This window comes from Sorangium sp. So ce1335 (genome assembly GCF_051521615.1).
Lineage (GTDB): Bacteria > Myxococcota_A > Polyangia > Polyangiales > Polyangiaceae > Sorangium.
This window is the reverse complement of the sequence record NZ_CP150363.1, coordinates 3,627,121-3,644,886: the sequence shown is the minus strand read 5'-3', so window position 1 is coordinate 3,644,886 and position 17,766 is coordinate 3,627,121. Positions and strand designations below refer to the sequence as shown.

Below are 17,766 nucleotides of genomic sequence, written 5' to 3'. Positions count from 1 at the left end.
CACGGCCTCACGCCCACTGCGAGAGGACGGACGCGGAGACGCGCCGCACCTCGGGATCCGGATCGGTCCGCGACGCGAGCTCGACCGCGGCGAACGCCTCGCGCGTGGCCACCGCGCCGAGCGTCGTGGCCGCCGCCTTGCGCGCCGGGGCGCGCGGCAGCCGGAGCGCCTCGACGAGCGCGGCGTGCGCCTCGGGCACCCGCATCCGCGCGAGCGCCGCGGTGAGCAGGGGCGAGAGCTCGTCGTCCGCCGTCGCGAGCGCCTCGAGGATCCCCTCGACCCGCCCGGGCACGGGCGTGGACAGCGCGGCGAGCAGCGGGGCCGGCGCCGTCGAGGCGACGAGCAGCGCGACGAGGCTCCTCGTCGCCTGGACCCCGGGCCGCCCCGCGATGAAGCTCGTCGCCGCGGCGCGCACGCTCTCGTCGGGGTCGCCCGCGGCGCGCACGAGCGCGGGCAGCACCTCGGGCGACGGGAAGCCCGAGATCGCCGAGACCCCGACCAGCCGGGTCGCCACGTCCGGCGACGAGAGCGCGCCGAGCAGCGTCGGCAGCGACTCCTCCCGGCCGGCGATGCCGAGGCCGATCAGCGCCGAGCGCCGCATGTCCGTGTCGCTCTCGCGGGCGGCCTCCTCGAGCGCGGCGAGCGCCAGCTCGCCCTTGATGCCCGACAGCGCCTCGACCGCCGCCACGCGCACCTGGCCGCTCTCGTCGCGGAGCCGCTCGGCGATCGCCCCGGCCGCCGCCTCCCAGCCGAGCTTCCCGAGCGACTGGCAAGCGTAGTAGCGGACCCAGGCGTCCTCGTCGCGGAGGCCGCGGAGCAGCGCCTCGACGACGCGCGCGTCGCGCTGCGATTGCCCGAGCGCCCGCATCGCCACCGCGCGCACGCGCTCCGAGGGGTCGGCCGCCACGGCGACGAGCGCCTCGATCGCCGCGGGGTCCGCGAAGCACGCCAGGCCGTGGATCGCCCGCTCCCGCAGCCGCAGATCGGGGTCGCGGAGGCCCTCGACGAAGATCGGCAGCGCCGACGGGGGCGCGAAGTAGGCGAGGATCCGGAGCGCCGCCCGCCGCGCGGCGGGCGACCCCTCGCGCGCCGCCGCGAGCGCGAGCGCCTCGACCTCCGCCCCGCCGACGCACTGGATCGCCGTCATCGCGGCGTGGGCCACGCGGGGGTTCGGGTCGTCGAGGAGCTGGAACAGCGCGGCCGCCGCGCGGGGATCCGCGATGCGCCCGAGCGCGTCGCACGCCGCCGCGCGGACCTCCGGGTCCGGATCGGCGAGGCAGCGGAGGACGTCGTCCGTGGCCGCGGCGCCGCGGACGAGCGGCAGCAAGAGGAGCCGGCGCGCGCTGTCGCCGTCGCGCAGCGCCGCGAGCACCCGGGCGTCCGCGCTGCGGGACAGCCGGCAGAGCGCGTCGGCCGCGGCGCTCGCCACGGGGGGCTCGGCGTCGAGCAGGCGGGTCAGGTCGAGGAGGACGTCCTCGCCGCCGATCGCGCCGAGCACGCCGCAGATCATCGCCTGCTCGCCCGCGTCCGCCCCCGCGAGGCTGTGCGAGAGCCGCCGCGCCGCGCCCGGCGCCGGCACCTCGCTCCGGAGCGCCTCGTCGATCGGCTCCACCGTGCCGTAGCGGTCGCGGTACCGCTCGCGCAGCTCGGCGAGCGCCACCGCGGCGACGCGCGCGACAGCGTCGCTCGGGCGCGCGAGCAGGCGCATCAGCGGCGACACGGCGCTCCGGCTGCCGGTGCGGCCGAGCGCCCGCGCCGCCTCGAGGACGTACCGCGGATCGTCGAGGAGGGCCGACAGCGGCTCGATCGCGCGCGGATCGCCGCTCCGGCCCAGCACGTCGATCGCGGGGAAGACGCGGAAGAAATTTCCGCTGGTGACGGCATCCACGAGCGAGTCGACGGCGGCCCTGCCGCCGACGCGGCCGAGCGCCTCGATCGCGGCGACGGCGACGTTGTCGTCCTCGTGCGACGTGAGCTCCGCGAGCCGGGGGACGGCCTTGGCGCTGGCGCGGCGGCCGAGGATCTGCGCCGCGTCGGCGACGACGGCGGGGCGCGGATCGCGGGTCAGCTCGAGCACGGGCCCGTCGACGTCGCCGAGGGAGGCGACGAGCGCGTCGACCGCGGCGGCGATGCGCGCCTCGCTGTCGCGCCGCGCGCTGAGGCACGCGCAGAGCGGTCGCACCGCCGCGTCGCCGAGCGCGGCGAGCGACGCGACGACGGCCCGCCGCACGGTCCAGCTCGGGTCCGCGAGCATCTCGACGAGCGCGGGCACCCCGGGGCCGCCGGAGGCGGTGAGCCGATCGACCTGCTCGACGCGCTGCCGCTCCGGCTCCGAGACGGCGAGCGGGGGCCGCCGCGCGGTCACGGGGTCTCCGGCGGCGGCGCGTGGGGCTGCTTCCCGTTCGCCCTGAGCTGCGCGATCGCGGCGGAGACGCCCGCGATCGCGTCGACGTGCTCGCTGTTCGCGTGCCGGATGCGGCCGACCTGCTCCAGCACGTAGCCGGCGTCGGTTGCGACCGCCCCGGAGTCCCGCGCGTGCTTGACCACCGCGGCGAGCAGCTCGCGCAGCGGGTCGCGCAGCCGCGCGAGCGAGGCGGCGTGCTGCTCGCTCCGGGTCGCCTGCTCCGACGCCGCCCTGGCGATGTCCCGGAGCGCCGACGCGTGGCGGCCCGCGCCCGAGGCGAGCGCGGCCACGGACTCGACCTGCTCGGTCACCGCGCGCGCCGTCTGCCGGGCGATGCGGCGCACCGCCTCCCCCTCCTTCGCGAGCGCCGACGTCGCCTTGCTCTGGTCCGCCGCGGCGGCGGTCACCGACGCCGCGAGCCGCGCGACCTGGCGGGCCGACGCCTCGAGCTGCTTCGCGGCCCGCGCCTGGTCGCCGAACCCCTTCGCGGACTGGGCCGACAGCTTGCGGATGTCGTCCATCGTGCGCGCCACCTCGGCCGCGCCGCCCGCCTGCTCCGCGAGCCCCGCGACCATCCGCTGCGCCGCGCTGGAGGCGTCCTGCGTGAGCGCCGAGATGCTCGCCAGCGCGCGCGTCTGCTCGGCCATGGCGCTGTTCGTCTGGCTCGTGAGCGCGCGCATCTGCGCCGCGACCTTCGCGAGCTGGCCCGCCCCCGTCGCCTGCTCTTCCATGGCCCGCGACACCCGCTCGGCGCTCTGGGTGAGCTGCGCGTTGACCTTCACGGCGTCGCGCAGCGCGTGCGCCTGCTCGGCGGTCGCCTCCTTCGTTTGCCGGGCCATGCGGCGCATCTCGGTGCTGCCCTGCGCGAGCGCCTGGATCGCCTTCGTCTGCTCGGCCGCGGAGCGCGCGATCGCCTTGCCCTCGTCGCTCATGCGCGCGGCGGTCTGGGCCAGCGAGCCCACCGCCTGCACCTGGTCGGCGTTCGCCCGGTCGATGTCGCGGATCGAGCGGCCGAGCTCCTCGACCCCCTGCAGGATGGTCGCGAGCGCGCGCTCGGCGTCGCCCGCGAGCCGGGTGCCCTCGTCCGCGACCTTCACGCCCTCGGTCGACGCGGAGACCGCCTCGCGCGCGCTCGCCTGCAGCGCGCGGACGATCTTGGCGATCTCGGCGCTCGAGACGGCGGCCCGGTCCGCCAGGTTGCGGATCTCCTCGGCGACGACGGCGAAGCCGCGGCCGTGCTCCCCCGCGCGGGCGGCCTCGATGCTGGCGTTCAGCGACAGGAGGTTCGTGCGGTCGGCGATCAGGTTGATCGTCTGGACGATGTCGCCGATCTCCTCGGCGCGCTTGCCCATCTCCTTCATGACCGACGCGGAGTCGACCATCGCCTGCCGGATGCTGCCGAGGCCGGCGATCGACCTGCCCACCGTCGAGGCGCCCTGGCGGGCGGTCGCGACGCCCTGCTCGGCGGTCGTGCGCGCGGTCTCGACGATGCCGACGATCCGCCGCGTGGCGGTCTCGACCTGCGACGAGGCCGCGGCGTTGCTGGCGGCGAGCCCGTTTATCTGCTCGGCGCTCTGCGCGACCTGCTGCGCGGTGCGCGCGAGCTCCTCGGCGGCGACGGCGTTCGCCTCGATGGTCGCCGCGTTCTTCTCGGCCGTGGCCGCGACCTCCTCGACCGAGCTCGCGATCTCCGTGATCGTGCTCGCGGTCGTCGAGGCGCTCGCGTCGAGGGCCCGCGCGCTCTCCGCCACCCCGCGGATCGACCGCGCCATCTGCTCGGCGGTCGCGGCGGTCTCCTCGACCGCGCTCGCCATCTCGGTGGTGTCCCGCGCGACGCGCTCGAGGGAGCCGGTCACGCCCGTGGCGGCGCCGGCGATCGTCGCGATCTGCGCGCCGACGTCCCTGGCGTCGGTCGAGAGGCGGCCGATGCCCTTCGACATCTCCTCGATGGTGGCCGCGATCTCCTCGAGCGCCGAGGCGCTGCTCGCGCCGCGGCTCGCGGCCTCGTCGGAGGCCCCGCTCGTGACGGAGACCGAGGCGAGGAGCTCCTCGCTGGACGACGCGAGCTCCTCGGCGTTGGCGCTCACCGCCTTCACCGAGCGGGCGATCTCCTCGAGCGCCGCCGCGGTGGTCTCCGCGGACTCGGCGAGCGTGTCGGCGTCGCCCTTCACGCCGGAGAGCGCGGGGGAGAGCGCGCCGAGCCCGGTCGCGGTCGCCTCGAGGCCGTGGACGGCGTCGCCCACGGCGCCGCTGATCCGCTGGCCCGACCGGGCGAGCGCCTGCGCCGCCGCCCCTGCCTCCTCGAGCTCGCCCGCGAGCGCGCCGGCCGCGGCCCCCTGCTCCTTGCCGGCGGCGGCGTGCTCGGCGCCCAGCGCGGCGATGCGCGCGGCGGCTTGCTCGACGCCGGCCGCCGTCGTCGCCGCCTGGCGCAGCGAGCGCTCGGCCTGCTCCACCTTCGCGAGCGCCCCGTCGATGTCCGCGATTGCCTCAGCTGCCATGATCTTGCTCCTCACCGATGACCCTGCCGACGTCGACGAGCATGACGAGCCGCTTCCCGAGCTTCGCGACCGCCCTCACGAACCCGGCGCTCTCCTCCGCCATCACCTCCGGGGGCGGGCGGAGCTCGTCGGCGGCGATGTTGACGACCTCGCGCGCGCTGTCGACGAGCAGGCCCACGGTGCGACCTCCGCTCTGGACGACGATCACGCGCGAGTCCAGCGTGGGCTCGATGGTCGGCAGCCCGAAGCGCGCGCGCAGATCGACGACGGGCACGACGCGGCCCCGGATCTGGATGAGGCCGCCGACGTAGGGGCGCGTCCCCGGCACGCGCGTCGCCCCGGTGAACGACTCCATGTGGAGCACGTCCGCCGCGGAGATGGCGTACTCGGTGTCGGCCACCTTGAGGACCACGTGGAGGTCGCTCACGAGCCCACCCGCGCCAGGGCCGCCTGGCCGCCCTGTCCCGACGAGAGCCGGCCGCTGAGCGTCACGAGGTCGAGGACGAGCGTGGGGCGGCCGTCGCCGAGATCGGTCGAGCCGCTCACGCCCGGCACCTTGACGAGCGGGTCCTCGAGCGGCCGCACGACGACCTCCTGCTGGCCGAGCACGCGGGTGACGCCGAACGCGAACGGCGCGCCGTTGCGCCGCACGACGAGCGCCCTGCCGGCGCCGAGGGGGCCGAGGTCGAAGAGGGCGCCGAGGTCGACGAGCGGCACGACCTCGCCGCGGCGCTCGATCAACTCGACGCCGCCCCGGGCGCGGCCCGGGGCTGGCAACGCTGCACCTCCCCGGGCGCGGCCCGGGGCTGACAACTCTGCACCTCCCCGGGCGCGGCCGGAGGCTGGCAGCTCTGCGCCGCCCCGGCCGCGGCCCGGGGCCGGGCCGCGGATGATGCGGGCCGGATCGATCTCCATGACCTCCTCCACGCCCGCGACGGGCGTCACGAACGGCTGGTCACCGCACAGAAACGAGAAGGCGTCGACGATGGTCAGCGTGAGCGGGATCCTCAGGGTGAAGGTGGTGCCGGCGCCGCGCGCCGTGCTCACGGAGAGCTCGCCGCCGAGCTGCTCGACGGCGATGCGCCGGACGATGTCCATCCCGAGCCCGCGGCCGCTCGTCTTCGTCGCCTTGTCGAGCGTCGACAGCCCGGGGAGCGTGAGGAGGTCGAGCAGCGCCGCCTCGGTGTCGGGCGCGGGGCGGCCGGCCCGCCGCGCCACGAGGGCGCGGTCGATGCCGCGGCCGTCGTCGGCGACGCTCAGCTCGAGCTGGTTGTTGGAGCGCTCGAAGCAGGAGACCCGGATCACGCCCTCCTCGGGCTTGCCGAGCCGGCGCCGGTCGGCCGGCGGCTCGATCGCGTGATCGACCGCGTTGCGGAGCAGGTGCACGATCGCCGGGAAGATGCGCTCGGCCACGGCCTTGTCGAGCTCGGCCTTGCCCGCGTCGATCTCGATCCGGACCTCCTTGCCCGTGGCGCGGCCGAGCCCGCGCACGACGAGCGGCACGCGCTCGAGGAGCTCGGTCACGGAGATCATGCGCGCGCGCATGATGGCGCCGCGCAGGTCGCGGAGCTGGCGGTCGTGCTCGCGGAGGATCTCCGCGAGATCGCGGACGTCCACCCCGCGGGCGCGCAGATCCGCGGCCGCGCGGGCGAGCCGGAAGCGCGTGACGACGAGCGCCGACAGCTTGTCGAGGGCGTCGTCGAGGCGCGCCACCTCGACGCGCACGACGCCGCGGAGCCGGGGCTCCCGCTCCGCCGGCTCGTCGAGCTCCTGATCGATCGGCTCGGGGACGGCCAGCGGGGCCGGGGCCGCCACGGCGAGCGGGCGGACGACCTCCGCGGCCGCCGCGCCCGCGAGCTCCTCGTCCGAGGCGCTCGTGAGCACGAGCAGCGCGAACGCGATGCCGCCCGGCGCCCTGTCGCTCGCCGGGACGGAGAGCGGGACGACCTTGACGATCTCGGCGATCTTGCCGACGCGCTCGCGGACGCTCGTGATGTTGAGCCCCTCGGCCGTGCGCGCCGGCGACGGGACGAAGTCGACCCGCAGCGCGCGCCGCCCGCCCGCCACGCCCTGCGCGAGCTGCATTCGCTCGCTCGGCCCGAGCTTGGCGAGGATCTCGGGCTCGACGCTGATCTCCGGCGGGGGCGGCGGCGGAGAGGAGGCGACGTCGAGCGCGGAGAGGGCGTCGAGGAGCGCGGGCGCGGCGGGCGGCACCGGCTGCTTGTTGGCGAGCGCCCGGGTCCGCTCCTCGATGGCCCTGAGCCCGCGGACCAGCACCTCGATCGACGGGGCGGAGAGCCGCCCTGCCGCCCGGTCCGCCGCCCGGAGCACGGCCTCCATGCCGTGGGCGATGTCGACGATCGGCTCCACGCCGACCATGGCGGAGAGGCCCTTGATCGTGTGGAGAGAGCGGAACAGCTCCCGGATCGCCTTCGGGTTCGAGTCGCCTGTGCGGAGGGCTGCCTCGGCGGCGAGCAGGTTCGCGGTCGACGCGGAGAGGTGTTCTTCCACCTCGACGAGGTAGCCGGCAACGAACTCGTTGACGTCGAGCGCGTCGCTCATCCCGTGTTCGCGGCGCGGCTCCCCAGCAGCGACCGCACGCTCGCCAGGATGGCGTCGGGCGTGAACGGCTTCGTCATGAACTCGGACGCCCCGGCGCCGAGCGCCCGCGCGCGGGACTCCTCATCACCGCGGGTGGTCACCACGAGGATCGGCAGGCTCCGCAGCTTGTCCTGGCCCCGGATGAACTCGATGACCTCGATTCCCCCGATATCGGGCATATTCAGGTCGAGGACGACGAGATCGAACGGCCTGAGCGAGAGCGTCTCAATCGCCTCGAGCCCGCTCGCCGCGTGCGCGAACGTGTACTGATCGGCCCGCAAGCAGGCCACCACCATCTCGCGCATCACTCTGCTGTCGTCGACGACGAGGATCTCTGCCACAGCGGTGCTCGACCGACGCAATAACCGGCCGGCGCGCGAGGTGTCAATCGAAGGCCGGAAAGTATTTCAAAGAATCAGGGATCTCCCGTCGGATGCGTCCCGAAAACCGCGCTCGCTGCGCGGCGCCGGCCCGGCTGCGCTCGCCCCGACGCGCTGCGCGGCTGCGCGGCGCGCGCTTGTCGGCGAGTTCGGCGGGCGTCGGGCTTGCATCACTGTGGGGGCTCGATCAGATGAGACTGGGCGGCAACGACTCGCGACGAACCAGCGGCTCTATGGGCCTCGGTCCCTCGTGGAGAGCGGCCCCTCCGGGGGGAGGAGTCTCACGGTCCCCGCTGCTCCTGGAGAACCATGAATCGGCCCACAACGATGGATTTCCTGATCGCCGACGCGCTGCGGGAGGCGGGCGCCGCGCGGCGCCCCGCGAGCGCGGCGGGGCGAAGCGCCTTTCGCGAGGGCTCGGAGCCTCCGCCGAGCGAGCGCGCGGCGCGCGCGGTCGTCTGGATCGTGGACGACTCGCCGCTGGAGGCCGAGATGGCGTCGCGCGGCCTCTCCGCGCGGTACGACGTCGAGGTCTTCACGGACGGCGCGGTGATGCTCGAGCGCATGACGGCGGGCGAGCCCCCGGATGTGATCGTGCTCGACCAGGTGATGCCGGGCATGTCCGGCACCGAGATCTGCGCGCTCCTCCGGTCGTGCGCCGCCACGATCGGGCTCCCGATCCTCATCCTCACCGTGGCCGGGCAGGAGCAGGACCTCGTCGAGGGGCTCGCCGCGGGCGCCGACGATTACGTCGTGAAGCCGTGCCCCGCGGCCGCCCTCTCGGCGCGCGTCGGGGCGCTCCTGCGCTCGAAGCGGCTCCGCGAGCGCGCCGAGCGGGCCGAGCGGATCGCTGCGGTGGAGCGCGATCTCCTGCGCGCGCTCATCGAGCAGAGCGGCGACGGCATCATGGCGATGGACGAGCGCGGGGTGATCCGCATCTGCAACCAGGAGGCGCAGCGGCAGCACGGCGTGGCCGAGCGCGAGGCCGTCATCGGCGTGGAGTCGGAGATGCCGTACGAGCTGCTGGCGCTCGACGGCCGGCCGCTGCCGCTCGAGGACCGCCCGCTGCGCCGCGCGCTCCGGGGCGAGAAGGTCGAGAACGCGCGCTGGCTCGTCGTGCGCCCGGACGGCTCGATCCGCGCGCTCGCCGGCACGGCGTCGCCGCTGCGGCACCCCGACGGATCGGCGGCGGGCGCCGTGCTGATCTCGCGCGACGAGACGGACGCGCTCGAGGCGGAGCGGGCGCTCCGGGCCAGCGAGGAGCGCCACCGCGGGATCATCAGCGCGCTCGAGGAGGGCATCACGCTCCAGGACGCGCGCGGCGTCATCCGCACCGCGAACGCGAGCGCCGAGCGGATCCTCGGCCGGCCCGCGGCCGAGATCGTCGGGTCGAAGACGCTGGCCGACGCGTCCAGCGCGGTCCGCGAGGACGGCACGCCGATCCCCGTCGACATGTACCCGTCGGAGGTCGCGCTCCGGACCGGCGAGCCGCAGTCGGGCGTCGTGCTCGGCATCGAGCGGCCGGGCGGCGCGGTCCAGTGGCTCTCGGTGAACGCGCAGCCGCTCCGCGACCCGGACGGGTCGATCGCTGGTGTCGTCTCGTCGTTCTTCGACATCACGGCGCAGAAGCGGGCGGAGGAGGAGCGGAGGGCGCTGCTCGCGGCCGCGCAGGCGGCCCGCCGCCAGGCCGAGACGGCGAGCCACCTGAAGGACGAGTTCCTTGCGACGATGAGCCACGAGCTGCGCACGCCGCTGACGGCCATCCTCGGCTGGGTGCGGATGCTGCGCACGGGCAAGCTCGCGGAGGACCGTCGCGAGCGGGCGCTGGAGACGGTGGAGCGCAACGCGCAGGCGCAGGCGCAGCTCGTCGACGATCTGCTCGACATCTCGCGCATCATGGCGGGCAAGCTCCGGCTCGACGTGCAGCCGGTCGAGCTCGTGGCCGTGATCGACGCCGCGCTGGAGGTGGTGCGGCCGGCCGCCGACGCCAAGGGGGTGCGGCTGGAGCCGATCCTCGACCCTGGCGTCGGCCCGGTGGCGGGCGACGCGGGGCGGCTGCAGCAGGTCGTGTGGAACCTGCTGAGCAACGCGGTGAAGTTCACGTCGCGGGGCGGGCTCGTGTGCATACGGCTCGAGCGCGCCGAGGGGTCGGCGGAGATCGTCGTGTCCGACACCGGTCAGGGGATCGACGCGTCGTTCTTGCCGTACGTCTTCGAGCAGTTCCGGCAGGCCGAGAGCGGCACGACGCGCAAGCACGGGGGGCTCGGCCTCGGGCTGACGATCGTGAAGAGCCTCGTGGAGATGCACGGCGGCACGGCGCAGGCGATGAGCGACGGGGAGGGTCAGGGCGCGACGTTCATCGTGCGGCTGCCGCTCGCGGCGCAGCCGGAGCGCGCGGGCGACCGCCGGAGGGCGGGGCTGGGCGGGCCGCCCGGCGAGAGCGATCGTCCTCCGGAGCTCCGGGATCTGAACGTGCTCGTCGTGGACGACGAGGAGGACACGCGCGAGCTGCTCGTCACGATGCTCGAGCAGTGCGGCGCGCACGTGACGGCCGTGGGGTCGACGGCCGAGGCGCTGCTCGCGCTGAAGGCGCTGCAGCCCGACGTGCTCGTGTCGGACATCGCGATGCCTGGGGAGGACGGGTATGCGCTCATCCGGAAGATCCGGGCGCTGCCGGTGAGGAGCGGCGGGCGGACGCCGGCGGTGGCGCTCACGGCGTATGCGCGCACGGAGGACCGGACGCGAGCGCTCAGGGCGGGGTTCAACACGCATGTTCCCAAGCCCATCGAGCAGGCGGAGCTGCTCGCGGTGCTCGCGAACCTCTCCGGGGCCAAGGACGGGGGGTCATAGGCTGCCCGGCCGCCAGCGAGGGTGTTCGTCGCCCGGTGTGGGGCCCCGCCGAACTCGCCATGGGGCTCAGAAAGATCAGCGACTGATCCCGCCCGACCGTAGACGAGACCCCGCCCGACCGTAGACAAGACCCCGCCGGATTGTCGTCGCGGCGCTCCGGGTCGCAGCCCCGAGCCCGCACGGGGCCCCCTGGAGGCGAGGCACGCGTCGGCAGCGCTCGATGAGGATTATTGTGTGTAATCGCAATGATCCACGGCAACCGATGCGCGGAGAGTCAGGGCGCATTCGCGCGCTCGCTCCCGGTGGCGCGCCCCGGGCCGAACCCCTGGATCATCGGCACCGGCGCGGCCGCCTCGGTGGCCCTGCTCGTCGCCGGCGTCATGCCCGGCCACGAGAGAAAGTGGGAGTTCCCCCTCTACAACGACACGCGCACGTGCAGCCCGTGCTCCTGTGGGGAGCCGAGCCGCGGCGATTGCCGCGTGCAGACCACGTTACACCGGCAGATAGACTGCTCGGAAGATCTCGGAACCGTTCTCATCTCCGCGCTGGATGAGCCGCTCTGCACAGACACGATCCAGGGGCGGATCGGCGCGGTGCGGTCGATCTTCACGAAGGACGAGCCTACCTGCGCCCCCTCGACCGACTCCACGGTGGTGAGCGGGGAGATCGTGCCCGGTGACACGCACGTGCTCTGCTGCAATCGTTGAGACGAGCAGGGCCCCGCCCTCCGGGCGCGCGCCTCGACCGCGGCGCGGCCGCGCTCGCGGTCCTGGGTCACAGCCCCACGAATCGAGCCGGTGCGTCCGCCGCCGCGCCCGGTCGCACGGCGGCAGCCGGCTCTTCGAGCGGCGCGGCGGGAGGCTCCGCCCGTCCGGGCCGACGCGCCCCTCGACGCATCAGCCCTTCTGTGCGGCGCCCTCTCCGAGGCGCTGAAGGCGCTGCCCCGAGGGCTCGTCGACCACGACCCAGGGGACCGCCGGGTCGTACGCCGCGACCCCCCACACCGGCAGCGGCGCTCCTTGAGCGATTTCGGCAAGCCCGTGTCGCTTTATTTCATCGCCGACAGCCGTCAACCTATAGCGAGCTTCTAGCATAGGTGCTCTGTCCGGCCTGTACGGCGTGCTCTCCAGCGCGGCCTCGGCCCCACGGTGCCCGGCCCACTGCCGCATCCGCATGGCAAGAAAGATGTCGCCGGTGAGCGTCGTCCACCTGTTGCGCAGCTCGTCGCCAGCCGATGAACGGTGTACGAACACGTCCACGGGTGTCATCCAGTCTTTGTCGAGGCAGGAGAACAAGAGCTCGTCAAACCGCGACAGGGTGAGCGCGCGCCCCTCCGCCCGAGGAAAGTATCCTGCTTGATAGGTGCCCAACTCCGCGAGATCCTTTCGCGCTCGACCGGCGCGCCCAGGCGCGGCGGACAGGACCGGCGTCCGACCGGATACCTTTCGCCAGGAGCGCCCCATCTCCCGAGCCCGGGTCAGGGAGAGAGGACGCGCGTGGTCCAGGCTGCGACGAACGTCGGCGGGAGTTACACGGATGAGCCCACCGCCGACTCCGGTCGCGTCGTCTGCCTCTGCCGGGCCGCCCAGCACGACGAGCTCGAGGTTCGGCCGGTCGGGCCACCGCAGCAGCCTCCAGGCACAAAGCGCCCAGAACGCCACGGTATCGCTCCCGCGTCGGGACATCCAGAGCACGATGCGCCGGCGCGAATCGACGGCTTTCATCATGTCGTGGAACGACCCGAGGAACCGCGTTCGTTCCCGTCCCTTGAGCGCCCAGTAGTCGCACCGCGCTCGAGCGTGCTCCTCGGGATCCGAGGAACAGGGGCCCACCAGCCAGTTGTCGGGGACGAAGCACACAGAGTCACGAAGCCCGCGGCGAACCACCGTTCCGAGGTCCACGGATGTGGCGATGTGGATGGTCATGAGGATCCTCAAAACTTGCAGGCGCGGCACCGCGCTGACGGAGGGTCACCGGCCCTGCATCGCTCCCAGCAACGGTAGCAGAGCGACTGCCCTCCTACTTTCTCCAGGCAGGACAATGGGCCGCTGTTCTGGCAATCCTGATACTTGTCGTCACAATCCGTGCTCTCCGTCCGCTCACAGCTTTCCCTACAGCTACGATAATTAGTGTAAGCGCTGTCGCCGCATGCCCTCCGCTGCGCATCGCCCTCGACCTTGCCACATGCGACGGAATCAGCCTGGTAATTCGCCTCGCACTTCTCGTTGCATGGGCTCTGGGCCGCGATGTTGCAGACGGGAGGAGGGGGATCGATGCCCTGCGGCTCCAGCGGCGGTGCAGGCCCGAAGCCTCCGGTTCCTGTCGGGCCGAACCCGTAGCCTCCAACCCCACTCGCGGTGATGATGATGCCGCCGGCACCGCCCTGCCCCTCACCCCGAAGGTAACAATCTCCGACATCGAAGTTGCAGCCCGCGAGACCGAGACATAGAGCAACAAGCAGCTTGTTCATTTCGCCTCCCCACCGAATCTCCAGACAGGCCAGGCAGCAACCATCACGACCCAGCTATCAGGAATAAATCGGCTGCTCCCGCCAGCCCAATCCACGTTGGCGCTCACAGACGCGCCCAGACGCCCAGCAAAGAACCAGTCGGACTGTGCGCGCACCCCCGGAGCAAGACCCACCACGCTGTCACAGAACACGACACCGCAGACGGGGATCGCGTAGATGACCATGGAGGGACCAAGGCTGACGTTGCCCGTCTCCGTGACGTATCCAAGCGTGACGGCCGTCCGATCGTAGATCCCCACGCGCGCCCCTGGAACGATGCTGAGCATGTTGTGGACCTCGATCCGGAAGTCCCTCTCCTTGCGCCAGACCCAGCCGACGAAAGGGCTCAACGCGAGCCTGGGCTCGGTCCCGACCTGGATCCCGCCCACGGCCACGCCGCCGCTGACCTCGAGTGCCTGTGCCGGCGCAGAACAAACGACGAGCGCACAGGCGCAGAGCAGACAGGCCTCCCCGTGCGAGCGCATGGACATCGCGTAAGCCCTGGCCGGATCGCGACCGTAGGGTGACGACGCAAACGATGGTTCATGACAGGCCGGTGGGCGTCAACAGAAAACCCGGCCAGTCGGCGCCAGATCCGTTCTCGACCGTTCCGGGCGTGCCAGACGCGCAAGCGCTCACGTGGCGGGCCGCTCGTTCATTCTGAATTTCTCGAACACCCCCCAAGGAATGCGCAGCGCCACGCGACGGCTTTGCGCATCGACGGTCCGGACACGCCTGGATTCGACGGCTTGGCGGCCTCGCGCTCAGAGGCCGAGACGGCAATGGCCAGCTGGCGCGATGGCGCCCCGCCGCGCCCGGGGGCTCAGGCCGACAGGCGGCGCAGGGCGGCCGGGCCGGCGAGCGGCAGGGTGACCTTGAACGTCGAGCCCTCGCCGAGGACAGAGCTCACCTCGATCGAGCCGTCCAGCGCCTCGACCACCTGCCGGGATATGTAGAGTCCCATGCCAAGACCACCATAGTTCCGCGCCGACACCGCGCGCTCGAACCGGCCGAAGATCCGATCGATGTGCTCCGGCGCGATCCCGATGCCGTGGTCCGCGATCGTCAGCGTGGCCGTCGACGACGTGGAGGTGACCGCGATGTGGATGGGGCTCCCCTGGCCATACTTGAGCGCGTTCGACACGAGGTTGTCGATGACCTGCTCCAGCCGCATCCGATCCCAGCTCCCGAAAGCGCCGTCGTCGTCCGCGCTCACCGTGATCCGGGAGGCCGACTCCGCGAGATCGCCCCCCTCATGAAAGCGGGAGACCACCTGCCGGGCGATGTCCGACAGCCGCACAGGCTCCAGATCGAGGGCCAGACGCCCCGCCGCGATGCGGGAGACGTCGAGCAGGTTGTCGACGAGCCGCCGCAGCCGCTCGCTCTGGCGGCGGACGAGCCCGAGCCGGCTCATGAGCCACGCGAGGTGCTCCCGGTCACAGCAGAGCTCCGGCGCGCGGCGCATCAGGATCTGGATCTGAAGCGATAGCGGGGTGAGCGGCGTCTTCAGCTCGTGGGAGGCGATCGACAGGAACTCGTCCCGGATCGCGATCGCGCGCTGGGCGTCGTTGTACAGCCGGGCGTTGTCCACCGCGAGCGCGCAGCGGCGCGCCAGCTCCTCGGCGGCCGCGAGATCGGCCTGCGTGTAACGGCGCCCGGACCGCGCGGCGATGAAGGTGAGCGTCCCGAAGACACGCTCCCGCGTCGCGAGCGGGACGCACATGAACGAGCGCCCCCCCATCTCCCGCATCACCCGGAGGTGCTCCTCGCCCTGCGCTATCGCGCGCCGGTGCTCCTCGGTGAACGGATCGATGAGCACCGACCTCCGCTCGAGGAGCACCCTGGACTGCGCGTTGTCGCACGAGCCGTCGAGCACCGGCGCGAAGCCCCTCGCCTCCTCGGCCAGGGCCGCCTGCGAGGGGTCCGAGCAGCCCACGCCCACCCGCCGGAAGCCGCCGCCCTCCTCGTCGTCCTGCTTCAGATCGACCAGGCAGAAGTCGGCGAGGACGGTCACCGCGAGCTGCGCCACGCGCGCGAGCGTCGTCGGATAATCCAGGGAATCGGCGAGCATCACGCTCGCCGCGTCGAGCAGGCGAGGCAGCTCCTGCGCGCGCTCCCGCTCCGCGGCCTCGACCGCCTCCCGCCGCATCCGCGAGAGCTCGAGCTGCGTCCGGACGCGGGCCAGGAGCTCGCGCGCCGAGAAGGGCTTCGTGAGGTAATCGTCCGCCCCCGCCTCGATCGCCTCGACGACCGCCTCCTCCCCCGTGCGCGCGGACAGGAGCACCACGGGGATCATCCTCGTCCGCGGGTCCGCCCGGAGCTCCCGCAAGAGCGAGACGCCGTCGAGCGCTGGCATCATCACGTCGCTCACCACGAGGTCCGGCGGGCGCGCGAGCGCGGCCTCGATCGCCGAGCGCCCGTCGGCGGCCGCCTCCACGCTCCAGCGCCGCGAGAGGAGGTGCACGAGGTACTCGCGCAGATCCGCGTTGTCGTCGGCGACGAGGATCCGGCCCTCGCCCTCCCGCGGGCACGCCCCGGGCTCGTCCCCTCGGCGCGCCGCCGGATCGCCCCCGGCGCGCGCGTCCAGGCCGTCCTGCGCCCCATCGCCGCGCCCGCGCGGCGGCCATCGGGACGACTCGAGCGCGCACAGGCGCGCTCGCCCGCCGACGCGCGCGCGCTCGACCGCCGGCGCGCGCTCTCCCGGCGCGGCGACGCGCTCCGGCGGCAGGTGCGCGCGGCCCCTCGGGATCGACACGGTGAACGTGCTCCCCTGCCCCGGCTCGCTGGCGGCCCGCAGCGAGCCTCCGTGCACCTTGACGAGCTCCTGGACAAGGGCGAGCCCGATCCCGGTGCCCTCGATGCTCCGGCCGCGCGCGCCCTGCACCCGGTGGAACCGCTCGAAGATGCGCGGCAGCTCGTCCGCCGGGATCCCGGCGCCGGTGTCGCGCACGGACAGCTCGACGCGATCGCCGTGCGCGCGCAGCGAGACGGCGATCTGCCCCTCGATCGTGAACTTGAACGCGTTCGACAGCAGGTTCGAGACGATCTTCTCCCACTGCTCCCTGTCGACATAGACGGGCTCCGGGAGCGGCGGGCAGTCCACGACGAGCGACAGGCCCGCGGCCTCGATCAGCGAGCGGAACGAGCTCGCGAGCTCCGCGGTCAGCCGCGCGAGATCGGTCGGCTCGAACGAGGTGTCGAGGCGCCCCGCCTCGATGCGGGAGAAGTCGAGCAGCGAGTTCACGAGCCGGAGGAGCCGCACGGCGCTCCGCTGCACGGCCGCGAGGCCCTCGCCGTCGAGCGACCTCGCCGGGCGGGACAGCGCGTCCTCGACGTGCCCGAGGATGAGGGTGAGCGGGGTGCGGAACTCGTGGCTCACGTTGGCCACGAACTCCGTCTTGAGCCGGTCGAGCGTCGCGAGCTCGTCCCGGTGCCGCGCGACCTCCCGCTCGAGCCGCCGCTGCTCGGTGACGTCTCGCCCCTCGGCGATCATGAAGACGACGTTGCCCTGCCGGTCCTTGACGGGGTTGATGTTGAAATCGATCGTGATGCTCTCCTTGCCCTCCTTGCCCCCGATGATCTCGGCGTCGTACCGGACGAACTCGCCGCGCGCGGCGCGCCGCACGGCGTCCTTCAGCCGCTCCTGGGCCTCCGGCGAGCCCTGCCACCAGGGGCAGTCCCAGAAGGGCACTCCGTGGACGTCCCTCCGCGACACGCCCGCGCCGTGGACCGACGGATAGTTCGACTCCCAGTTCGTGCCGTGCGCGTCGAGCAGGCCCCAGAACTGGAATGCGCTGTTCATCGCGACACGCGCCGCGAGCTGCCGCATCAGCCCGGATTCGCGGCCGGGGCTCGCGCGCGCGATCTCCTGTTTCAGGAGCTCCGTGTCCTGGAGGAGGTGGTCCTCGGAGTCGTCCACCGGGCCCACGCGGGTGAGGTCTTCCAGGCCCTGGATGAAGTCGCGCCCTTCTGACCGTTCCTCGCTCGACCGATGTTTCATCCGTCCGCTCATCACGCCTGCGGCCCCGCGCGACGCGGGGGACAGCTCATCCCGAGCGCTTAGTGAAGATCGCTGTCCGCGCAAGGTGCGATCGGCCCGCCCCGCGCGAGCAGGGCCCTTGTGGAGAGCGCCGAAGGCGGCGACGCTGCGCGAGCGCGGACGGGCTGGACTGGCCCCGGCGCTGCCGACGCTGGATGCCGACGTCGCCCGCGTCCCGGCTGGCCGGCGGCCTCCCGGGCAGGCCGGCGGCCCTGCGAGCCGCGGCCATGCCGCCCTCGGCCGGCGGGAGGAGGCTCAGGTCCTCGGCAGGAGGCCGGCGGGGGCGCGCCTGATGTCACATAGTGTCACTTCGGAGGCCTTCCTGTAAACGGCGGGTCACACATAGTGTCACTTCGGGGGCCTTCCCGTGAACGGCCGGGCACACGTGGTGTCACTTCGGGGGCCTTCCCGTGAACGGCCGGGCACACGTGGTGTCATCCCGTGGCGCAGCGGCTCCCTGGCCTGCGGCTGCGGATCGCGGCGGG

At 73.4% G+C, this 17,766-nt stretch carries 10 protein-coding genes; 2 read left to right on the top strand and 8 right to left on the bottom strand.

What is annotated here, in order from left to right; all coding sequences use genetic code 11:
• Positions 1-7 precede the first annotated feature (7 nt).
• Genes WMF24_RS13600 through WMF24_RS13580 form a run of 5 tightly spaced genes read right to left on the bottom strand, consistent with a single transcriptional unit; the run spans position 8 to position 7,844 of the window.
• Positions 8-2,365, bottom strand: coding sequence for a HEAT repeat domain-containing protein (locus WMF24_RS13600; protein ID WP_437736816.1), 2,358 nt, complete (start codon positions 2,363-2,365; stop codon positions 8-10).
• Positions 2,362-4,902 carry a methyl-accepting chemotaxis protein gene (locus WMF24_RS13595; RefSeq protein ID WP_437736815.1) on the bottom strand — a complete coding sequence of 847 codons (2,541 nt, stop codon included), beginning with the start codon at positions 4,900-4,902 and terminating at the stop codon, positions 2,362-2,364. Before WMF24_RS13595 ends, WMF24_RS13600 begins: the two co-directional genes overlap by 4 nt.
• Complete coding sequence (locus tag WMF24_RS13590; protein ID WP_437736814.1) at positions 4,892-5,329, bottom strand: chemotaxis protein CheW; 438 nt, start codon at positions 5,327-5,329, stop codon at positions 4,892-4,894. Before WMF24_RS13590 ends, WMF24_RS13595 begins: the two co-directional genes overlap by 11 nt.
• Positions 5,326-7,464 carry a chemotaxis protein CheA gene (locus tag WMF24_RS13585; RefSeq protein ID WP_437736813.1) on the bottom strand — a complete coding sequence of 713 codons (2,139 nt, stop codon included), beginning with the start codon at positions 7,462-7,464 and terminating at the stop codon, positions 5,326-5,328. Before WMF24_RS13585 ends, WMF24_RS13590 begins: the two co-directional genes overlap by 4 nt.
• On the bottom strand, positions 7,461-7,844 hold the full coding sequence (locus tag WMF24_RS13580; RefSeq protein ID WP_437736812.1) for a response regulator: 384 nt from the start codon (positions 7,842-7,844) through the stop codon (positions 7,461-7,463). The genes WMF24_RS13585 and WMF24_RS13580 overlap by 4 nt, the downstream gene beginning before the upstream one ends.
• A gap of 348 nt (positions 7,845-8,192) precedes the next feature.
• On the opposite strand from WMF24_RS13580, the gene WMF24_RS13575 reads away from it, so the two are divergent.
• Positions 8,193-10,733: a hybrid sensor histidine kinase/response regulator gene (locus tag WMF24_RS13575; protein WP_437736811.1), complete on the top strand. Its 2,541-nt coding sequence runs from the start codon at positions 8,193-8,195 to the stop codon at positions 10,731-10,733.
• 302 nt (positions 10,734-11,035) lie between these two features.
• Positions 11,036-11,440, top strand: coding sequence for a hypothetical protein (locus WMF24_RS13570; protein ID WP_437736810.1), 405 nt, complete (start codon positions 11,036-11,038; stop codon positions 11,438-11,440).
• Between the two features lie 189 nt (positions 11,441-11,629).
• Here WMF24_RS13570 and WMF24_RS13565 read toward each other — a convergent pair whose 3' ends face one another.
• From WMF24_RS13565 to WMF24_RS13555, 3 genes are all read right to left on the bottom strand, one after another.
• Complete coding sequence (locus WMF24_RS13565) at positions 11,630-12,658, bottom strand: hypothetical protein (RefSeq protein WP_437736809.1); 1,029 nt, start codon at positions 12,656-12,658, stop codon at positions 11,630-11,632.
• A gap of 541 nt (positions 12,659-13,199) precedes the next feature.
• Positions 13,200-13,733 carry a hypothetical protein gene (locus WMF24_RS13560; protein ID WP_437736808.1) on the bottom strand — a complete coding sequence of 178 codons (534 nt, stop codon included), beginning with the start codon at positions 13,731-13,733 and terminating at the stop codon, positions 13,200-13,202.
• Positions 13,734-14,065: 332 nt separating this feature from the next.
• The gene (locus WMF24_RS13555) at positions 14,066-17,242 is read right to left on the bottom strand and encodes an ATP-binding protein (RefSeq protein WP_437736807.1); all 3,177 of its coding nucleotides are present in this window, start codon (positions 17,240-17,242) and stop codon (positions 14,066-14,068) included.
• Positions 17,243-17,766: the final 524 nt, after the last annotated feature.